This window comes from Gardnerella sp. Marseille-Q9691 (genome assembly GCF_046507715.1).
Classification (GTDB): domain Bacteria; phylum Actinomycetota; class Actinomycetes; order Actinomycetales; family Bifidobacteriaceae; genus Bifidobacterium; species Bifidobacterium greenwoodii.
On record NZ_JBKFXI010000001.1, the window covers coordinates 262,519 to 283,353 of the forward strand.

The following is a 20,835-nucleotide window of genomic DNA, read 5'->3' on the forward strand; positions in this document are numbered from 1 at the left end:
TTGCAGTCGCCTTTATCAATTTTTTCGAGTTTACTTATTGTAACGCTTCTCTAAGCTCATCTTCTATTTCACTATGATTTAATGGACGATTTTGAGCGTCAAGATGTTCGCGATTAATATGCCATTGCTTATAAATCTCACCATTTTTAATCATAAGAATTCGGTCAGAAAGTCTCACAGCTTCCGCAATATCGTGCGTAACCATAATCGTGCTCCAGCCGTATTCAGCTTGAAGCTTATTAAGCAAATCTTGCATATCGAATCTAGTAAGAGCATCCAAAGCACCAAAAGGCTCGTCAAGCAACAATAATTCAGGATTTCTAACTAAAGCTCTTGCTAAAGATACGCGCTGCTGCTGGCCGCCAGAAAGCTGAGATGGCCACTTGTTATCGTAGTCTTCAAGCTGCATTTGGCAAAGCGCTAAATGCGCAATATCCTTAAGCTCTTGCTTACTTGCTTCCATACCAAAAACAACATTTTTGCTCACAGAAAGCCAAGGTATTAATCTCGCATCTTGGAAACCAATAGCCTGACGACTTGTGGCGTAAATGCTGCCTTCGGTAGGAGTAAGAAGTCCTGAAATTATTTTCAAAAGCGTCGTTTTTCCGCAACCGGATCTACCAATAAGCGACACAAATTCGCCCTTTTTAATTCTCATCGTAATGTTTTTCAATACGAAAGAAGAATTAGTTGCAGAATTATCTTCTGTATTTTTACTTTCTGAAGATGCGAAAGAAATACCAAGATTCTCCATACTAACGCAGTAATCACTATCGTTAATATTCGATTCGTAAGTAGATTCTTCCGAAACTTCCGCATTGTGACGCTTATGAAAAATGCTCTTAAACATAGTCGTATTTTAGTTAGGTAATAGCGTTTACTTGCTGCAGTCCATTACAGAATCATCCAAATTCTTTGGAGCCTGCTTAATCAAACCGTACTTAACGTATTCCTTGGCTTGAACTTTCATCATTTCCAAGCCTTTAGCGTCGATTGGTCTAATTGTTGGATTATCAAACTTTTCAATCTGCTTAATAATCGTGTCAGACGCACCAAGCTGCTTATAAGCGTTGCCAATAACATTCTTTTCCTTGTGAGACTTCTTTGCTTCGCGCACAAGAGCCTTATACATTTTCTTCACAAGTTCAGGATGTTTCTTAGCAAAGCTTCTAGAAACAATATGAATAGTAACGTTCATATTGCCGTACTTCTTAGCATTTACAAGTAACTTAGAGCCAGGAGTTGTCATAGCTGCTGCAAGATTCTGGTCGAACGAAGAAATTGCGTCAATCTGTCCAGAAGAGAAAGCAGCCTGGAAGTTTTTAGGGCTCATTTCAACTTTTTTAACTTTAGAAACGTCTAAACCGCTTTTATCGAAAGCGCGATGAAGCATGTAGTCGCCAGTGTCACCATTGTGAATAATAGCAACTTTCTTTCCATACAAGTCTTTTAAGCTTTTTACGCCGCTTTTTGCAGATGCTACAATTCCCTGAGAATCACCATTGTAGTATTCGAGTGCAAAAGCAACCCAAGGCTGACCTTCGGCAATAAGATCAATAAAACGGCCAGTTCCTGTAGTTGTTGCGTCTGCGCTACCGCTCATTACTGCAGTAAGTCCATCAACTGGAGTGTAAGGACCAGTGTAAGTGACTTTAGACTTTCCAAACTCTTCCTGCAAGAACTTTTCGTTCTTCAATGTAGTTAAATAGTTTGCTGTAGAAAGATAAGCAACACGCATAGTGCCAGTATCTTCTTTTGTAGAAGACGCGTTGCTTGAAGATTTCTGAGCGCTTCCGCATGAAGCTAGTGCAACTGCTGTGCAAAGAGCACACAATGCGCAAATAGCACGCTTGCTTGCGCTTTTTAATTTGAAATTAACCATAGTTGGCTCCTTTTTGTGTTTATTATCTTGTGTTTATTGTTTATTGTGTTTATTTTTAGGAAATTCTTCGTTCTGGCATGAGTAAGTATTCGAAAATATTTGCCGTAATTTCGGATCCAAGACCTGCAATTGCGTACATAATTATGCAAGCCATCATCTGATCCGGCCTAAAGAATTGTTGCGCTCTCGAAAGAATATAGCCGATTCCAATAGAAGAATTAACTGTTTCGCAAGTAACTAGTGCAACCCATGCGACGGAAATAGAAAAACGCAATCCAGTCATAAAATTAGCAAGAGTTCCGCGCATAAAAATAGTGGTGAAAATAGTAGATTTTTTAATATGATAAGCCTTAGCTAGTTCAATAAGGCGAGGGTCAATATTACGAACACCATCGCGAATATTTACATACATAGGGCCAAAAACGCCAACTGCAATAAGCATAATCTTCATAAGCTCATCAACGCCAAGAAAAATAATAAGAAGAGGAGCTAGAGCAGGGAACGGTATTGAACGTATCATGTGGCTAGGCTTGTTTATTATTGTTTCACCTATTGCGCTTCCTCCAGAAAGAATTCCGGCAGGAAGTGCAAACGCAATACCCAAAAGAAGACCTGCAACAACCCTAAAAATGCTTATTGCAAGAGACGGCCACAGTATTCCCTCATTGTGTAAATCTACGAAAGCTTTAATAACTTCGAACGGTGAAGGCAGAGCGCGGTTTTCAACAGGACCGAGCGTAATAATAAACCAGCAAAAAACTATAACTATTGTAGAAAGCCAAGCGCTAAAAGATTTTAACGACTTATTTGCTTTCTTATTCGCTTGCTTGCTGTTTGCAATACATTCAGTTTTGCGCTCGCGAAAGTGGATATTCATCCGACATCCCTTCGATAGTACTAGCTATATCAGGTTCGACGGGTATGTTCTCAGCAATATCCGCAAAATCATATGAATGCGTAAGGTTGCACCCCGTGTCAGTTCGCTATTATGGCGCACAGGCATGGACAAAACGTACAAATTCGCGACACGTGAACGTTCTCGGCATAAACACTTGCAAATACAATATAACGTCCATAAAACGCACTAATCTTAAAAGAGTCATCACAACCCATAGGTATAAAGGAGTAGTTGTGGCAGCTATTGAAAGCGTATATGCACGCGAAATTTTGGATTCTCGTGGAAATCCTACTGTTCAGGTTTATTTGGAGACCGAAGATGGCGCTCAGGGTATTGGTTTAGTGCCTTCTGGTGCTTCTACTGGTGAGGCAGAAGCTTGGGAGCGTCGCGATGGCGACAAGTCCCGTTATCAGGGCAAGGGCACGTTGGAAGCTGTTAAGGCTGTCAACGAAGTAATCGCTCCTAAGGTTATTGGCATGGATGCCACCGATCAGCGCGCTCTTGACGAAACAATGATTGAGCTTGATGGCACGCCAAACAAGGGCAAGCTTGGTGCTAACGCAATTCTCGGCGTTTCCCTCGCTGCTCTCTACGCTGCTGCTGAGTCTGCTCAGCTTCCGTTGTACCGCTACATTGGCGGCACCAATGGTCACATTCTTCCAGTTCCAAACATGAACATCATGAACGGTGGTGCTCACGCTGATTTCGCAACCGATATTCAGGAATACATGATTTCTCCATACGGTTTCGCAACCTACAGCGATGCTTTGCGCGCTGGCGTTGAGGTTTATCACACCTTGAAGAATGTTTTGAAGAAGGAAGGCTTGGCTACTGGTCTTGGCGACGAAGGCGGCTTCGCTCCAAAGATGAAGTCCAATGAGGATTCCTTGAAGTACATCATGGATGCAATCGCAGCCGCAGGCTACGAGCCAGGCAAGCAGATTGGTATTTCTCTTGACGTTGCTTCTTCTGAGTTCTACAACAAGGAAACTGGTAAGTATCGTTTCGATGGCGAAGAGCGCGAATCTGCTTACATGCTTGATTACTACGAGAAGCTCGTCAACGAGTATCCAATCGTTTCCATTGAAGATCCATTCCAGGAAGAAGGCTGGGATGATTGGGCAGAAATCACCAAGCGTCTTGGTGATCGTTTGCAGTTCGTTGGCGATGATTTGCTCGTCACCAATCCAAAGCGTTTGGCTAAGGGTATTGAGCTTGGTGCAGCTAACTCCTTGCTCGTGAAGTTGAACCAGATTGGTTCCGTCACCGAAACCCTCGACGCTATTGAACTTGCAACCAAGAATGGCTTCACCTCTATGGTTTCTCACCGTTCTGGCGAAACCCCAGACACCACAATTTCTGATCTTGCTGTTGCTAAGAACACCGGCCAGATTAAGACTGGTGCTCCTGCTCGTGGCGAGCGTATTGCTAAGTACAACCGCTTGCTTGAGATTGAGGAAGAGCTTGGTTCTACCGCTCAGTACGCTGGTTACAGTGCATTCAAGGCTTGCAAGAAGTATATGAAGTAACTTTCTACTTTTAAGTAACTTAAATCTTCTTAAGTCTTTAAGTCTAAACGGTCAGTCGTGTTTTCGGCTGGCCGTTTTTTGTAAACATTTTTGAAAAAATCAAGACACGCAAAAAATTTTTTTGAATTTACTTTCATTCTCAGCATAATGGTGATATTTTTGTGAGAAACTCGAAACAGAAGGAGATGTTTCATTATGCGAAAAGTAGCAGTTATCGGTATGGGAAATGTTGGCGCAGCTGTTGCTCACCAGCTTGTTGTTGGTGGTTACGCCGACGAGTTATACCTGTATGACAAGAATGAAGCTAAGGTTAAGGCTGATGCATTGGATTTTGAGGATTCAATGGATAATTTGCCTTTTAACGTAAACATTACTGTCAATGATTACGATGCTTTGAAAGATGTTGAAGTTATCGTAAGTGCTATGGGCAATATTAGACTTTTAGACGTTCCAAATCCTGATCGTTTCGCAGAACTTAAACATAATCGTGTTCAAGTTGAAGAAGTTGGCGCAAAGATTAAAGCTTCTGGCTTCCATGGTGTTTTAGTTGATATTACGAATCCTTGCGACGCTATTTGCCAGCTTTATAAAGAAACAACTGGTCTTCCTTATGAAAAAGTTATTGGCACTGGAACTTTGCTTGATTCTGCAAGACTTCATCGCGCTGTTGGTAAATTCTTCGGAGTGCATCCAAAAGCAGTGAAGGGCTATAGCTTGGGTGAGCATGGCGATTCACAGTTTGTTGCGTGGTCAACAGTTAAGGTTCTTGAACAGCCAATTGCTGAGCTTGCAAAAGAAAAGAATATTGATTTGAACGCTGTTGATGAGGAAACTCGCCAAGGTGGCTTCACTGTGTTCTATGGCAAGAAGTACACGAATTACGGTATTGCTGCCGCTGCAGTTCGTCTAGTTCATGCTGTTCTTTCGGATTCTAAAGAGCAGATGCCTGTTTCGAACTATCGCGAGGAATACCATTCTTATCTTTCTTACCCAGCAATCGTGGGTCGCGAAGGTATTGTAAAGCAGTGCAAGCTTGATCTAACTGAAGAAGAATTGCAAAAGTTGCAGCATTCTGCAGATACGATTTTAAGTAAAGCTCAAGCAAAATAATCTAAAATAATCTAAAAGTAATATAGCGATGTAATATATCGAAATATTATATCGGAATATTATAAAAGTAATCTAACGAAATAATTAGGTAGTAATGGTCAGTTGCTGTTTAGTAACTGACCATTATTATTGTGTTTTTCACGTCGAATACATCAAGTAATTTAGAATGTATGGTTATGAGGAAGCGCCGTACGAAAGCAGCAGGTGAAGAAACACAGTCACCGATGCATCAGCGTCGACTATTTTCAGGACCGCTTGTTTTTCTACTCATGGTTTTTATAGTTACAGTTGGTTCAATTGAGTGCATTTCTACAGTTAGAAATTATGCTCTAAGTTTGGCTGAACTTCACGCATTGCAGCGCGAAGAAAGTACGTTAAAAGAGCAAAAACGTACACTCGACAATAATATTGAACGCTGGAAAGATAAAGCGTATATTGCAGCTCAGGCTCGAGATCGTCTTGGTTTTGTTTTTCCAGGGGAACAGGCAGTTAGAGTGGAGCATCCTGAAGCTGTAACAGGCACATTGCCTAATGCGTTTGCGCAGGAGAATAGCGAAACTAAGAATCGTACTGTTCTACCTTGGTATAGTGATTTGATGTATGCAATACACAAAGCAGACAAGCCAGATAATTTGCCATTGCAATAAAATTACAGTAAAGCTGTGCTGGGAAAAATAAATATGCCAGAAAGTTCAAATATTATGCAAAAAAATGACAATAATCATTACTCTCCAGAAGATGGTGTAAAGCGTTTACTTAAAACGCCAGCAAGTGATGCTGAACGTGCGATTGTTCAGAAGCAGCTTGGAAGGTTTCCGAGGGGAATGGTTGCTGTTGGTGCGCGCTGCGTTTGTGGCCGGCCTCTTGCGGTTATAACAAGGCCGTGTTTGCAAGATGGCACACCATTCCCAACTACTTGCTATTTAACAAGTCCCGAAGCTGTAAAAGCAGTGTCTCATGTAGAGGCAAACGGTCTTATGCGAGAATTTAACGAACTGTTGCAGACGGATGAAGTTGTTAAGAAGCAGTATGAGCAGGCGCATAAGTATTATTTGGCATTCCGTCATGCGTTGGCTGTTTCGTTGGGAGATAGTGAAGAGCATATTAGCGATATGAGTGCAGGTGGTATGCCTGTGCGCGTGAAATGCTTGCACGCTTTGCTTGCGCAAACCTTGGTAATGGGCAAAGGTGTGAATCCTATTGGTGACATGGTGTTGGAGAGAATTAAGGATGAGTTTGATCCAAACGTGTGCCGTTGCACAACTCCATGGAGCGATGATTGTGATGCTGAAGAAACGGAAGTTGTTGTGGACGAAAAAAATAGTATAAAAAATACTAGAAAAAATGTTGGTAGTAATAGTGAAGAAAAATCTGTGACTGTTGCTGCAATTGATTGTGGAACTAATTCTATTCGTCTTAAAATTGCGCAAGTTTCCGAGCATGGAATGAAAGATATTGTTCCTAGAATGCTTCGCGTTGTTAGACTTGGGCAGGGAATTGACGAAACGCACCGCTTTGCGGACGATGCTTTAGCACGAGTTCGTGATGCTGCGCACGAATTTGCGCAGGTGTTAAAAGAGCATCCGGTTGATGCGATTCGTTTTGTTGCAACTTCGGCTACAAGAGATGCTGAAAATCGTGAAATTTTTGAGCAGATGATGGTTGATGAGCTAGGTGTTCGACCTGAAGTTATTAGTGGTACGGAAGAGGCGTCGCTTAGTTTTCTTGGAGCAACTAGCGTTGTTTCGCGCGATGATTTGCAGCCGCCGTATCTTGTAGTTGACTTAGGCGGAGGTTCTACTGAGCTTGTGCTTGGAGGGGATGGAGAGAGTTTGCCTGCTCACAAGGTTGCTGCAGCATATTCGATGAATGTTGGTTCTGTGCGCATGACTGAGCGTCATTTGCATACTGATCCGCCTACTGAAGACGAAATCCAAGCTGCAATTGATGACGTTGACAAGCATATTGACGAAGCTTTCAAAGTTGTTCCTGCTGGGCGCGTGCGCACTATTATTGGAGTTTCTGGAACTGTTACTACAATGGCTGCATTAACAATGGGCTTGAAGCATTATGATCACTCGGCTGTTGACGGAGTTAAAATTGGGCTTGATCAGGCGTACGCGGTTAATAACCGATTTTTGCGCATGACGCGTGAGCGTAGGCGCTCGTATGCGACAATTCACCCTGGGCGCGTTGATGTTGTTGGCGGCGGAGCTGTGGTGTGGAGTCGCGTGCTTGAGCGTTTGGCAAAAGCTGCGTACGAGGATCATGGTGGGGTGATGGATACTTTTGTGGCGAGTGAACATGGTTTGCTTGATGGCATTACGCTTGATTTGGGTCGCAGGCTGCTTGGTTTAGAACGCTGAGTTGAGTGTTTTTGACAAGTGTTTGATGAAGCTGCATGTTTGACGAGTGTTTAGTAAGTGTGTGTTTGTGTTTTCGCCACGCGCCGGCTTGTTCTTTGCAGTGATGTATGGCATAATAATTGATTGCTGCCTCTGTGGCGGAATTGGCATACGCATCAGACTTAAAATCTGACGCCCTTACGGGCTTGTGGGTCCGAGTCCCACCGGAGGCACGAACAAAGCGCTGTACAGTTTTAGCTGTGCGGCGCTTTTTGGTTTTCTGAGTTTTTGGGTAAGCGGCAAAAGTGTATCTGTTATTTGGGGTTATAGGCCAAAAAGTTTGTAAAGCTAAGCTGATGAATATTCTGCGGCACAAGCCACAAGCCTCAACACTGTTAAAAACTCAGTCAACAAACTGAGAAAGTAACACTGATAGCCCAAATACCGTTACTAACTCAGTCAGCAGACTGAGAAAACAACGGTTATGTGTTACTGGTGCAGTACGTAGACTGCGTTAATAACGAATAATTGTGATTTATCGTTACTCGCGCAGTACGTAATCTGCGTTAGTAACGAATAAACGGGGTTATATGTTACTGGTGCAATACGTAGACTGCACCAGTAATAGCGTTTGACGATTTATTATTAAACATTCAGCTAATACCTAATTCGAACGCAACTTAGCATAAGAAATAACCCACATTCGATATACCACGAGCCTTACTACCGTAAGGGTTATGAGCTTATTTTTTACACAGTTTTGTCCTATAATCCAGTTACAACCTATGCTTGGTTTGTGCTAAAATTTTAGCGTGATTTGTTAATGCAAATTTATTTGATACAGTGATATTACATTAGGAATTACAATGATTAGTGATAATAATAAGGCACTAAGGAAGTGCAATAACGTTTTTTGTTCTGAAGTTGGGAAATTACGTCGGTTAAGTTCGATTGCATTTATAATGCTAATTTCTTTTTCTTTAATTTGCTTCAGTGGATGTGCGGATTCAAATGCAGAATTTAAATCATTACAGAAAACTTGTGAGAATTTGAAAGTTAAAGTGAATGCTGCGAGTAAGTCTCTAAAAGATGCTGTAAATGATGCAAAAAATAAAACTAGTCAGATTTCTGCCGGGGATGTAGAAGATTCTTCAGTGCTTGATAACTTGAATTCTCTATTTGATGAAGTTAAGAATGAAGATTTTTCCACAATTTCATGCTTAGCAGATAATGCTGATGATATTAAAAAATCAAATAAAGAACTTAATAATCGTTTAGAAAACTATAAAGATAAAACAAAGCATTTGCAACAAGCTTCCGATGATGTTCAGGTTTCATATAGAAAGCATGTTCTCAGTGAAGCGAAAAAAATTGCGGATGATGCAGTAGGTAAAGTTAAAGATCCTAAAGTTATTGATAATCTTAATGAAGCAATAAACAACAACGATATTGATGCAATTCCTGATGCTGTAAAAGCTGTTAATGAAAGTATTGAGGCAAAAAACAAGGAAGATGAAGAGGCTCGTAAAGAATCTCAGAAAAAGCGTCTTCCAACTACCGTAAGGAAGCAGCCTACAAATAACGTTAATCCACAGCCTCAGGAGCAGCAGCCTCAGGAGCAGCAGCCTCAAACTAATCAAGCTCAGATATCTCAAAATTATGTGCATCCTGGATCTTTCTGCTCACAAGAAGGTGCTACTGGTGTAACAACTAAAGGAACTCCAATGGTATGTATAAGCCGTGATGGTGATAGGCCTCGTTGGAGAAGAGGATAGTTTTTACAAGTTATTTTTTTTTAAATTATCTATTGATGGACAGTAGTGGTTGCTACTGTCCATCAAGGTTATTTATATATTATTTTTTCTTAGACTCTACTTTTATAGAGAAAAAGAAAGTATTTAGAGTTAGAATTGTTCTTATTGATTTATTTTAAAATCACTTGTGAGGTAAATAGAAGATGGAAGCCAGGCAATTAGTTGAGTTATCTAAGCGTATAGATAAGTGGGCAGAACAATTATTGGATACTGGCAAGCGAAATAATCTTGTAAGTTTTAAAGATCGTAAATTGTCTATAGAAATATTGAAGCCAAGTGCAGAAGAGATTTTCCAAGAATTTTCTTCAGGTAATCCAAATCCTTTTACAATATTTGATCCAGCGCAGATTCTTGACAATGAGAATAATGATTATGACGATTCTTCTGTGTCAGATACAAATTCAGATAGTAGAGAAAATAAACGTATTTATAACAAAAACGATTTTCTTAATAGATTCTCTAATGAAATAAGTTCCTCACAAGTTCTTGCTTACAGCACTTATGGTAAGCCTATATCTGCTGTAAGAAATATTATGAAAACTTCTAATGAAATTATGAAAGAAACCGGTATAAATGTTGCGTATATAGCATTTGGATTTATTCATTGGAAAGATACTAATTACGCTGATACTGTTCGTTATGCTCCTATACTTTTAATTCCTATACAGATAACAAATAAATCTCTTGCTGATCCGTACAGAATATCTGTATTTGATGATGAAATTCTTATAAATAAAACATTTTCGTGCAAACTCAATAATGAGTATGGCATAACTCTTCCGGAATATAAAAATGGAACAACTCTAGAAGAATATTTTGAAAGTGTTCAAGATTTAGTTTCTAAATTAGGTTGGGAAATAACCAAAGAATGTAAAATCGGACTTTTTTCTTTCGCAAAAATAAATATGTATATGGATCTTAAGAATAACAAAAATAAGATTCTTAATAATTTAATTGTCAATAAGCTTTTAGGCGGTTCTACAGATTCTTATGACGAATCTGATGAAGATATAGATGAGTCTGAGGTTGGAAAGGATTCAATAATTGATTTATGCAATGTTGTTGACGCTGATTCTAGCCAAATTGATGCTATAGAAATGGCTAAATCTGGTAAAAGCTTTGTTTTGCAAGGCCCTCCAGGAACTGGTAAAAGTCAAACAATAACAAATATCATCGCTGAGTGCCTTAATGATGGTAAAAAAGTATTATTTGTTTCAGAAAAACTTGCTGCGCTAAAAGTTGTATATAACAAAATGCAGCAGACAGGTATTGCTGACTTCTGCCTTCAACTTCATTCAAATAAAGCCAATAAGAAAGATGTTATTAAAGATATATGTAATAACTTCGATATTCAAAAGAATGAAATTAATCAACTAAAAGTTGATGAGGAAATAAATGTTAAAGTAAAAGCAAAAGAGAAATTGGATTCTTATGATTACAATCTTCACAAAATAAATCCTGTAATTAATAAGAGTTTATATGATTTATATGAGCGTCTTGCAAAATTTGATAAATATCCTGATGTTATATGTGAGGTTCAAGATATATCTAAATTAGGATCAGATTATCTCGATAATGCCACTAATCTTTTAACAAAATATGTAGATTATCTTCCTACTATCGGATATGACTATCATGACAATCCTTGGTATGGGTATTTGAATCGAAATCTTTCCATTATGGAAGAAATGCGGATAAAGAATAGTGTTTCTTCTTCTGTTGATACGTTAGAAAAGTTATCGCAAATATCGAATGATATTTCTAAGCGTTATAATATTTGCTGCAAAAATTTGGCAGATATTTTCTTCTGGAGAAGTTTCTTTGAACTTGTTGGTGGTTCGTATTTAATTACTCCTGGTCTTCTAAATAAGCGTAATTTTGATATAGCTTATGATTCTTTGCAAAAATTGCAGTCAATTAGCAATTGGATACATGCTTCGATGCAAAATCTGTCTGACTGCAATGATGATATTTATAAGTTAAATGGTGTAGAGAATTACAGTGACCTGAAACACTTTAGTGGTGCATTATCTAGGATTTTTAACTCGAATTATAAAAAGATTGTTTCTGATATACGATTGTGCAAAAAAGTAAATAAAAAGCCTAAATATTATGAATCTGTTCTTTTAATGAAGAGCTTATCTGATTATCAGAATGCAATGAGTGAATATATTTATATTGAATCTTCTATCAAATCATTGCTTGGTCCAGCGTATAAAGGAATTTATACTAACTGGAATTATGTTAATAACCAAATGGAAGCTCTTAAAAATCTTATTGATAGAGGATACTCATTTGAGTCATTAGAAAAATATTCAAGTTTCTTATCTGAGAATAAATCTTTCATTGAATATTCTAATCAGATTGCTGGTATTCTAAGTGAAAATAATCTTCAAAATCTAAATTATATTTTCAATAGTTTTGACAAGAAGATTGTTGATTTTAATGTTTTAACTTTGGAAGATGCTAAAACTAGACTGAACTGCTGTCTTTCATCTATTAATGGACTGAAGTATTGGTGCGGTTTTAGAGATTTACTTGTTGATATTAAAGAGATTGGTATCCTTACATTTATTAACGATGTTATAAAGAATAATGTTAATGAAGATAGCATTGTAGGGACTTTTAAAAAGCAATTCTATTTGCAATGGATTGATTTACTTATTAGGCAGAATAGTACTCTGTCACAATTTAGTAGACTCTCACAAGATAGAGCAGTAAAAGAATTTGCAGAGAAGGACATTGAGCAGTTTAAAATAAATCAAATAAAGTTGCGTGAGAAGCTTTCATCTGCATGCCCTGAGTCTAATTACGCTGCATCTGGAAGTTCTTTAAGCATACTGTTGCGCGAAAATCAGAAATCAAGAAGTAAAAAGAATATACGCGAACTTCTTGAAGAAGCTGGAGCGCTTGTTCAGAAAGTTAAGCCGTGCTTTATGATGTCACCTTTAAGTGTGAGTACGTATCTTGACTATGATTCTATAAAATTCGATATTGTAATATTTGACGAAGCTTCACAGATGTTCCCTTGGGATGCGATCTGTGCAATAAGTCGTGCCAAGCAAGCTGTTATTGTTGGCGATTCTAAGCAAATGCCACCTACTAATTTCTTTAGCACTGTTATAAATAATGGTGAAGATGATGACGAAGATGATGACGATGTAAGAAGCTTTGATTCTATATTGGATTTAGCTTCTGTTGTTTTGCCGCAGGTCAGATTAAGCTGGCATTATCGCAGTCGCTGTGAGCAGCTTATTGCATTTTCTAACAAGAATTTTTATGATAATAAGCTTATAAGTTTTCCATCTTCTCAGTTTGATTCTGAGGGTCTAGGAATTGATTATTACTATGTTAATGGAGAATTTGATCGTTCTTCTCATAACAATAGGAAAGAAGCTGAGTACGTTGTTGATTTGATTTATAAGAACATTGATAAATATCCTAATAGAAGTTTGGGCGTTGTTGCATTTAGTCAAAGTCAGCAAAATCTTATTGACAAATTGTTGTTCAGGAGGCGTCAATCTACTCCAGAAAAAGAGTTTTTCTTTGATGAGAACAAAGAGGATGCGTTCTTCATAAAGAATCTTGAAACTGTACAAGGAGATGAGCGCGACACTATCATATTCAGCATTGGGTATGGTCCTGATTCTAAGGGTATACTTTCGCTTAATTTTGGACCTTTAAATAAAGAAGGTGGCGAAAGACGCTTGAATGTTGCTGTTACAAGAGCAAAATATAATATTCAAGTTGTTTCTTCCATGCATGCGATGGATATAGATCTAAGCCGCACTGAATCAGAAGGTGTGAGGCTGCTAAGAGAGTATCTAGATTTTGCGGAAAATGGTGAGATTGCTTTACAACGCAGTGAAAGTGTTGGAAGTACGGATCAGTTTGATTCAGACTTTGAATATGAAGTCTGTGAATTCTTGCGAAATCATGGGTTCTCGGTAGACACGCAGGTAGGATGTTCTGGATTCAGGATTGATCTTGGTCTGAAAATGCGCAATAGTTCTAACTATCTTTTGGCTATTGAATGTGATGGCGCTACATATCATTCTTCCAAGAATGCTCGTGATCGCGATAGGCTGCGACAAACAATTTTGGAGAACATGGGTTGGAAATTCTATAGAATTTGGTCAACTGAGTGGTTTAGAAATAAACTAGTTGAGCAGGAGAAGCTTCTGCATGCTGCTAATGATGCTGTAAAAATTCAGCATATTCATGAATTGAATTCGTCAGATAATAACTTACTACTATCTGACGAAGATACAGTTTTGTCCAATAGCTGCTCAGATGACTTGCATATGAATGATTCCATTCATGGAAAACATGTTATGCATGCAGATCTTTCTGATAAATGTGAAGAAAACATGAACAGTTTAAAAGAAAAATCTGTGGAAAATCTTGATGATATTGCACAACCTGTTGATAATAATCATTTTTCTTTTGAAAAATATAAGATGGCTGGCAGTACTAAAGATTGTAAAGATATTTTTGACAAGCATAAGAGCATAGGTTTCAAAGAAATTGTTAAGGATATTCTAGAAGTTGAAGCTCCTCTTTCAGAAAACCTTCTTTTGCAGAGAATTGTTTGGTATTTCCAGCGTGAAAAAGTTTCTTCAGCTGTGCAAAAAAGTTTTGACATAAAAATGCGAGGCTGTGAAGATTTTGGCATCATTCGTCGTAATGGTTTTATGTATTTAAAGGATGCCCATATTGCTTTCAGATTGCCTGGTGATATTCTCCGTGATTTTAAGCAAATTGCACCTGAAGAGATTGGTGAAGGGATGCTTGAGATTATTAGCAAAAATATTAGTGTGGCAAAGGATGGTTTATATCGCTTTATGATTGGGCAATATGGAAAGAAGCGGTTAGGAAGATCTGATACTGAAGCTTTAGATAATGCTTTGGATATGTTGCTGAAATCTGGTCAAATCGTAGATGATGATGGTCAAATAAGATTGAGTTAATATGTGAGAGACCATATCGCATCATGCAATCTACGCGAGTGCTTAAAAATCAACAAAATGAGACATTAATGCAGAAACGGTACTGCGTTAGTGTCTGAAGATTGGGGTTATGGGACTCTGCTGCAGAAACCGTACTGCACTAGTGTCTGAAAGCATACAAATTAGACGCGCGTTGGCAACTTGTTATACTCCGTAGGTTTAAGGAAATGACCAGTTTCCGCTTGTCAGCTTCCGCTTACACACTTATGTTGACAGCGTGTGATTACATAGTTGTAGATATGATAGTTTAGCAATTTGAACCCCGGCTTCGGCTGGGGTTTATTGCTTATAAGAGAAAATGCGAATGATATTGAGAAATAATATCGTTCCAGCATTTAGAGGAGGCTTAGCAAGTGCATAGTCATAACGGAGTAACTTCAACTAACAGCATTGATTCGCACTCAATAAGCGCCAACACTAACGCAAGTACCGCTGCCAACGCTGGCGTCAACACCAACGCAAGTACCGCTTCCGCTACCAACGCGAGCACCAACACCACAACCACTTTCAACGCAAACGCAGCTTCCCAAGCAGCTGCAATCCATGCAAGTCACACTCACCAGCATCGCTTACTTCTTACTCTTTCTCTTACTTCAATCGTATTTTTTGCCGAAGTAATAGGCTCTTTCCTCACGAATTCTCTTTCGCTTCTTATTGACGCAGGTCACATGCTTACGGATATTTCCGTTCTTGCAGCTTCAACTGTTACTGCAATTCTTATGCGCCGCCGTCCAAGCAGTAAGCGCACGTGGGGTTGGGCTCGTCTTGAGGTTATTACTGCTGCAGCCGGTGCTCTTATTTTGCTAATTGTTGGCGTATACGCTCTTGTTGAAGCTGGAATGCGTCTTTTTGGCAACGGTCACCAGGGAATTCACGATGTAAATCAACTGCTTTTCTTCGGCATACTCGGCCTTGCTGCAAACCTTGCTTCGCTTGTAATTCTTATGTCTCAATCGCAAGACAACATGAATATGCGAGCCGCATTCCTTGAGGTTATGAATGACGCTTTGGGTTCTGTGGCGGTTGTAATTTCTGCAATTGTTATGATGAGCACTGGTTGGGCTGGTTTTGATGCTCTTGCCGGCGCGATTATTGCTATTCTTATGATTCCGCGCGCTCTGAAGTTGCTTAAGAATGCTGTTAAGGTTCTTCTTGAACAAACTCCAGAAGGTCTTGATCTAGATAAAGTTCGTGAGCATTTAGAGCATGTGCCGCATGTTCTTGCTGTTCATGATTTGCACGCAAGCACTGTCTCTACTGGCATGCCAATTTTTATGGCTCACGTAGTTGTGGAGCCGAACATGACTATGGCTCAATGCGCTCAGGTGCTTTCCCAACTTCAGGATTGCTTGCGTGAGCATTTTCCTGTTTCTGTTTCGCACACTACTTTTCAGTTGGAGCCTGAAGGCTATACCACTTCTAGTTCTTCTGAGCATCACGAGTAATATTTGAAGCTTGGTTATTATTTAACTGTGTTGCATTCGTTTTTTGAAGTAAAGTGTAAATATGCCCTTAAAAGAATTAATTGATAATCCACACAGTGAGCGTGTGCGTAGGCTTGTAGCGTTGAGTCGAGGCAACTCGCATGCTTCTAAGCGTTTTTTGGTTGAAGGTCCTCAAAGTGTTCGTGAGGCTGTTCGTTACGCTTCAGATTCAATAAGTGATATTTACGTTACTAAAGAGGTTTGCGTTAACAATGAAGAAGATGCTAATCAATCTTCTTCTTTGCAAGAAATTATTAAAGAAGCGTTATCTAAAGATTTATATGTTCATCCTGTTGAATCAAGTATTATGCAAAAAATAAGTTCTGATTCGCAAGGAATTGTTGCTGTTAGCGATGCGCAATTTTTAGATGAGATTTACGTAGGTGAGTTTAAGAATTTGCAAAAGTCTGTTAGTGCAGAAAACTTTGTGAATGCAGAAGGCTCTGAGCGAGCAGGCAATACAAATAATCCTCTTTTGATTGCAGCTTGCTGGCAGGTAAGAGATCCTGGTAATGCGGGTGCGATTATTCGTGTTGCAGATGTTGCAGGCTGCGATGCTGTTGTTTTTGTTGATGATTGCGTAAGTCGTTGGAATTCTAAGCTTGTGCGTTCGACTGCTGGCTCGCTATTTCATCTTCCTGTAGTGCAATTAAGCGTTCAAGACTGGTTTGATTACGCTAAAAAATCAAATATTCGCGTTATTGCAGCGGATATTTACGGAACTGATCAGCTGAAACCTGTGCCTTTCCCAAAGATTCTTGCAAATACTGAGCTTACCAACTCTTCTTTAGCAATCTTATTTGGCAACGAAGCGCGTGGTCTTCCTCAAGAAATATTGCAGCAAGTTGACAATATTTCAATTATCCCAATCTATGGTAAAGCGGAATCAATGAACCTTGCAACAAGCGCAGCAGTAATGCTTATGGGCTTGGCTATGTCTAGTCATGAGCGAAAAATATAGCTTTGGGCAGTATTTTTAACAGTGTATAGAACATAATGAAACATGTGGATACGCGTAATACAGATAGGAAGGGTGCTGTGACCGATAATAAGCCATTCGACGTTAAAGCTGTAACTCAAGCAGTCAAAGAAGGTATTGCTCGTGCTGCTGCAGCTCAGAACATGGACGAGTTAAAGGCGGTGAAAACTCAATATGCTGGTGCTCAGTCAGTGATGACTCTTGCGAGCAAGGCTATTGGTTCACTTCTTGCAGATCAAAAGAAGGAAGTTGGCAAAGTAATGTCAACTTTGCGAGCTGATTTTGGACGTGCATTTGCTCAGGCTTCGGAGCGTGTTAAATCTGCTGAAGAAGCACGTATGCTTTCTGCTGAAACAGTTGATATGACTCTTCCGGTGAATCGCAAACCTCTTGGTGCTCGTCATCCGATAGCTCGTATTATTGAAGATTTTGAAGACTTCTTTATTTCTATGGGTTGGCAAATTTCTGCAGGTCCAGAAGTTGAAACTGAATGGTTTGATTTCGACGCTTTGAATTTTGGTCCGGATCATCCTGCTCGCCAAATGCAAGATACTTTCTACGTTCAAGGAAATCAAGCTAAGGATGCTGCAGGCTTTGTTGGTTCAAACATGGTTTTGCGCACGCAGACTTCTTCTGATCAGGTTCGCGCATTAATTGAGCGTGGAGTTCCTCTTTATATTGCTTCACCTGGTCGCGTATTCCGCACAGATGAGCTTGATGCAACTCACACTCCAGTATTCCACCAGTGTGAAGCTTTAGCTGTAGATAAGAACTTGACGATGGCTGACTTAAAGGGCGTTCTTGACCGTTTGGCTGTTGCAATGTTTGGTCCAGATGCTAAAAGCCGTTTGCGTCCTAGCTACTTCCCATTTACTGAGCCTAGCGCTGAGCTTGATTTGTGGTTCCCAGATAAAAAGGGTGGCCCAGGTTGGATTGAATGGGGTGGCTGCGGTATGGTCAACCCAAATGTTTTGAAGTCTGCAGGTTTAGATCCGCAAGTTTACACTGGCTTCGCTTTTGGTGTTGGTTTGGAACGCACTTTGCTGCTTCGTCACGATATTAACGATATGCATGATTTGGTTGAAGGCGATAAGCGCTTCGCACAACAGTTTGTAATGGGGGAGTAAAACTCATGCCAATGGTAGATATTGACTGGCTTAAAGATCATGTTGAAGTGCCAGAAGGTTTAACTTACGAGCAGCTTGCTAAGGATTTAGTGCGCGTAGGTTTGGAAGAGGAAGAAATTCATACTTCGCAGGTCACCGGCCCAATTGTTGTCGGTTATGTAGTAGATGCTACTGCCGAACCGCAGAAAAATGGTAAAACTATTAATTGGTGCCATGTTGATGTTGGTGAAGAGTACAACGATGTTGATGAGAACGGTAAGAAAGTTCCTCGTGGCATTATTTGTGGCGCTCCAAATATGGCTGCAGGTGAAAAGGTTGTTGTAACTCTTCCTGGCGCTGTTCTTCCTGGCGATTTTAAGATTGAGCCTCGTAAGACTTATGGTCATATTTCTAACGGAATGTGCGCATCCGAGCGTGAGCTTGGTTTAGGAGATAGCCACGACGGCATTATTTTGTTGCGTGAATATGGTTTCACTAAGGCTGAATATGATGCTCTGAAACCTGGCGATGATGCTATGGAATTGCTTCATCTTAATAAGCCAATTTTGGAGATTAATATTACTCCAGATCGCGGTTACGCGTTCTCGTACAGGGGTGTTGCTCGCGAGTACCATCACTCAACCGGCGCATCTTACACAGATCCTGTAATAGCTCTTAATGAGCAAGCTGCAAAATTTATGGACTCTCAGAATCATAAATCTGCAGATATTCAGGTAAGCATTGAAGATACGAACCCAATTCACGGTGTTGCTGGTTGCGATCGTTACTATGCTCGTGCTGTTAATAATTTCAGTTCAGATGCTAAAAGCCCTCACTGGATGCAGCGTCGTTTAACTCGTGCAGGCATGCGTAGCATTTCTCTTGCTGTTGACGTCACTAATTACGTGATGCTTGACTTAGGCCAGCCTTTGCATGCTTACGATTTGGATAAAATTGAGGGTCCTATTGTTGTTCGTCGTGCTCGTTCTGGTGAACATCTTACGACTTTAGATGGTAAGGATCACGAATTGCACATTGAGGATTTGGTTATTTGCGATTCTCCTCGTGGAAATCATGGCTCTCGTATTCTTGGTTTGGCTGGCGTTATGGGTGGCATGTATGGCGAAGTAACCAGTGAAACTAAGAATGTTTTGATTGAGGCAGCTCACTTTGATCCTGTATCTATTGCTCGAACCGCTCGCCGTCATAAGATTCCTTCTGAGGCTTCGCGTCGCTTTGAGCGTGGTGTTGACACTGAGTTGCAACCTGCTGCAGCTCAAATGGCTGCAAACCTTTTGGAGCAGTTTGGTGGTGCTCAGCCATCTTCTTATCCAAATGATGTTAATAATACTCAGTCTCGCAATGTGATTGTTTTCAAAGCTGATGAAGTTAAGCGTGTTGCTGGTCTTGATCTTGATTTGAACCGTATTAGTGACATTCTCACCGATATTGGTTGCTCTGTTGCAGGTGGTGGAAATGGTTCATTCTCAGTTCTTCCCCCAACTTGGCGTCCAGATTTGAATGAGCCTTGCGATTTGGTTGAAGAGATTGCTCGACTTGTTGGTTACGACGAGATTCCTGTTAAAGTACCTGCTGTTCCTATTGTGGGAAGAACTGGTTTAACAGAAAAGCAGGCAACTCGTCGCGCTATTGCTTATGAGCTTGCAGAAATGGGCTTAGTTGAATCTTTAAGCTACCCATTTGTTGGTGAAGAAGATATTAAGGCCTTCCGCGAAGATGTTGATGAAGTTGACAAGGTAAGTGTTCGTATTGCCAATCCTTTGGCAGGAGATCGTCCTTGGCTTCGCAGATCAGTTCTTATGACTTTAGCTGGAACTGTTCGTCGTAATCTTCGTCGCGGCTTAGATAATATTTCAATGTATGAGCTTGGTCATGTTTACTTTAGTGATCCAAACGCTCCTGCAATTCCTGCTCTTCCTGGTTCTGTGCGACCGTCTAATGCAGAACTTGCTGCATTAGATGCAGGTTTGCCGGATCAGCCTTTGCATGTTGCTGCTCTGCTTACCGGTCATGCTGAAGAAACTGGCTGGCTTGGCACTCATCGCGATGTTGACTGGAGTGATGCTGTTGAAGCAGTTCAGCGTTTAGCTAAGCGCATTGGTGTTCAATTCGTGTTAGATCAATTTAACGCTGAGGATGCTCCTGTTTCTTGGCATCCAGGTCGCAGTGCTAGCGTTTGTGTAATTGCTGAAGACGGCTCTAAAGTTTCTATTGGTGTTGTTGGCGAATTGCATCCTCACGTGTGCGATGCTTTGGATCTTCCAAAACATTCTGCAGCGTTTGAGCTTGATTTGACTTCTTTGTTTAACAATATGCAAATGAAGCCAGTTCAGGCTAAGCCGATTTCTACATTCCCACCAGTTAAGCAAGATTTTGCGTTCACTGCTCCTGTTTCGCTGAAGGCTCAGGTTTTGCAAGATGCAATTGAAAAAGCTTCAGGCGATTTGTTCGAATCTGTTGAGCTTTTTGACGTGTATGAAGGCGAGCAGTTAGGTGAAGGTTTGCGATCTCTTGCATATTCTGTAACCTTTAGAGCTGCAGATAGAACTCTTTCTGGTGAAGAAATGGAAGCAGTTCGTAAGGAGATTACAAAGTCTGCTGCAGCATTGCACGCAACTTTGCGCGTATAAAACTGTATTAAATAAGCATAATGCGATT

13 protein-coding genes, 1 tRNA gene and 1 riboswitch are annotated in these 20,835 nt (G+C 40.1%); of the genes, 11 read left to right on the top strand and 3 right to left on the bottom strand.

Annotated elements, in window-relative coordinates; translation table 11 throughout:
- Positions 1-34: 34 nt before the first annotated feature.
- The 3 genes from ACLD6A_RS01130 to ACLD6A_RS01140 all read right to left on the bottom strand — a co-directional run bounded on the left by ACLD6A_RS01130 (position 35) and on the right by ACLD6A_RS01140 (position 2,759).
- Positions 35-850 carry an ABC transporter ATP-binding protein gene (locus tag ACLD6A_RS01130; RefSeq protein ID WP_410313345.1) on the bottom strand — a complete coding sequence of 272 codons (816 nt, stop codon included), beginning with the start codon at positions 848-850 and terminating at the stop codon, positions 35-37.
- A gap of 27 nt (positions 851-877) precedes the next feature.
- The gene (locus ACLD6A_RS01135; RefSeq protein ID WP_410313346.1) at positions 878-1,882 is read right to left on the bottom strand and encodes an ABC transporter substrate-binding protein; all 1,005 of its coding nucleotides are present in this window, start codon (positions 1,880-1,882) and stop codon (positions 878-880) included.
- A 55-nt stretch (positions 1,883-1,937) separates the two neighbouring features.
- Entirely contained in the window at positions 1,938-2,759 is an 822-nt protein-coding gene (locus ACLD6A_RS01140) for an ABC transporter permease (RefSeq protein ID WP_004136055.1), read from the bottom strand.
- Positions 2,749-2,865, bottom strand: a riboswitch (TPP riboswitch). Its footprint overlaps the gene before it by 11 nt.
- Before the next feature lie 148 nt (positions 2,866-3,013).
- Between ACLD6A_RS01140 and eno the strand changes: the two genes are divergently transcribed.
- The 11 genes from eno to pheT all read left to right on the top strand — a co-directional run bounded on the left by eno (position 3,014) and on the right by pheT (position 20,807).
- On the top strand, positions 3,014-4,309 hold the full coding sequence (gene eno, locus ACLD6A_RS01145; RefSeq protein ID WP_410313347.1) for a phosphopyruvate hydratase: 1,296 nt from the start codon (positions 3,014-3,016) through the stop codon (positions 4,307-4,309).
- A gap of 195 nt (positions 4,310-4,504) precedes the next feature.
- Positions 4,505-5,419: an L-lactate dehydrogenase gene (locus tag ACLD6A_RS01150; protein ID WP_004128103.1), complete on the top strand. Its 915-nt coding sequence runs from the start codon at positions 4,505-4,507 to the stop codon at positions 5,417-5,419.
- Between the two features lie 170 nt (positions 5,420-5,589).
- A complete protein-coding gene (locus ACLD6A_RS01155; protein ID WP_410313348.1) occupies positions 5,590-6,066 on the top strand; it encodes an FtsB family cell division protein in 477 nt (158 codons plus the stop codon).
- 54 nt (positions 6,067-6,120) lie between these two features.
- Positions 6,121-7,785, top strand: coding sequence for a DUF501 domain-containing protein (locus ACLD6A_RS01160; protein ID WP_410313606.1), 1,665 nt, complete (start codon positions 6,121-6,123; stop codon positions 7,783-7,785).
- A gap of 128 nt (positions 7,786-7,913) precedes the next feature.
- Positions 7,914-7,997: transfer RNA gene (locus ACLD6A_RS01165), tRNA-Leu, on the top strand.
- Between the two features lie 816 nt (positions 7,998-8,813).
- Positions 8,814-9,539, top strand: coding sequence for a hypothetical protein (locus ACLD6A_RS01170; protein ID WP_230454154.1), 726 nt, complete (start codon positions 8,814-8,816; stop codon positions 9,537-9,539).
- Positions 9,540-9,721: 182 nt separating this feature from the next.
- Positions 9,722-14,548, top strand: a complete 4,827-nt coding sequence (locus ACLD6A_RS01175; RefSeq protein WP_004134886.1) for a DUF4011 domain-containing protein — start codon at positions 9,722-9,724, stop codon at positions 14,546-14,548.
- A 578-nt stretch (positions 14,549-15,126) separates the two neighbouring features.
- Entirely contained in the window at positions 15,127-16,032 is a 906-nt protein-coding gene (locus ACLD6A_RS01180) for a cation diffusion facilitator family transporter (RefSeq protein ID WP_410313607.1), read from the top strand.
- 61 nt (positions 16,033-16,093) lie between these two features.
- Positions 16,094-17,032, top strand: coding sequence for a TrmH family RNA methyltransferase (locus ACLD6A_RS01185; protein ID WP_375169538.1), 939 nt, complete (start codon positions 16,094-16,096; stop codon positions 17,030-17,032).
- Between the two features lie 35 nt (positions 17,033-17,067).
- Complete coding sequence (gene pheS / locus ACLD6A_RS01190) at positions 17,068-18,177, top strand: phenylalanine--tRNA ligase subunit alpha (RefSeq protein ID WP_004136066.1); 1,110 nt, start codon at positions 17,068-17,070, stop codon at positions 18,175-18,177.
- A gap of 5 nt (positions 18,178-18,182) precedes the next feature.
- On the top strand, positions 18,183-20,807 hold the full coding sequence (gene pheT / locus ACLD6A_RS01195) for a phenylalanine--tRNA ligase subunit beta (protein ID WP_410313349.1): 2,625 nt from the start codon (positions 18,183-18,185) through the stop codon (positions 20,805-20,807).
- Positions 20,808-20,835: the final 28 nt, after the last annotated feature.

Coding starts and splice junctions, on each gene's coding strand:
- ACLD6A_RS01130 (WP_410313345.1), bottom strand. CDS start 850: ATGTTTAAGAGCATTTTTCATAAGCGTCACAATGCGGAAGTTTCGGAA.
- ACLD6A_RS01135 (WP_410313346.1), bottom strand. CDS start 1,882: ATGGTTAATTTCAAATTAAAAAGCGCAAGCAAGCGTGCTATTTGCGCA.
- ACLD6A_RS01140 (WP_004136055.1), bottom strand. CDS start 2,759: ATGAATATCCACTTTCGCGAGCGCAAAACTGAATGTATTGCAAACAGC.
- ACLD6A_RS01150 (WP_004128103.1), top strand. CDS start 4,505: ATGCGAAAAGTAGCAGTTATCGGTATGGGAAATGTTGGCGCAGCTGTT.
- ACLD6A_RS01155 (WP_410313348.1), top strand. CDS start 5,590: ATGGTTATGAGGAAGCGCCGTACGAAAGCAGCAGGTGAAGAAACACAG.
- ACLD6A_RS01160 (WP_410313606.1), top strand. CDS start 6,121: ATGCAAAAAAATGACAATAATCATTACTCTCCAGAAGATGGTGTAAAG.
- ACLD6A_RS01175 (WP_004134886.1), top strand. CDS start 9,722: ATGGAAGCCAGGCAATTAGTTGAGTTATCTAAGCGTATAGATAAGTGG.
- ACLD6A_RS01185 (WP_375169538.1), top strand. CDS start 16,094: ATGCCCTTAAAAGAATTAATTGATAATCCACACAGTGAGCGTGTGCGT.
- pheS (WP_004136066.1), top strand. CDS start 17,068: ATGAAACATGTGGATACGCGTAATACAGATAGGAAGGGTGCTGTGACC.
- pheT (WP_410313349.1), top strand. CDS start 18,183: ATGCCAATGGTAGATATTGACTGGCTTAAAGATCATGTTGAAGTGCCA.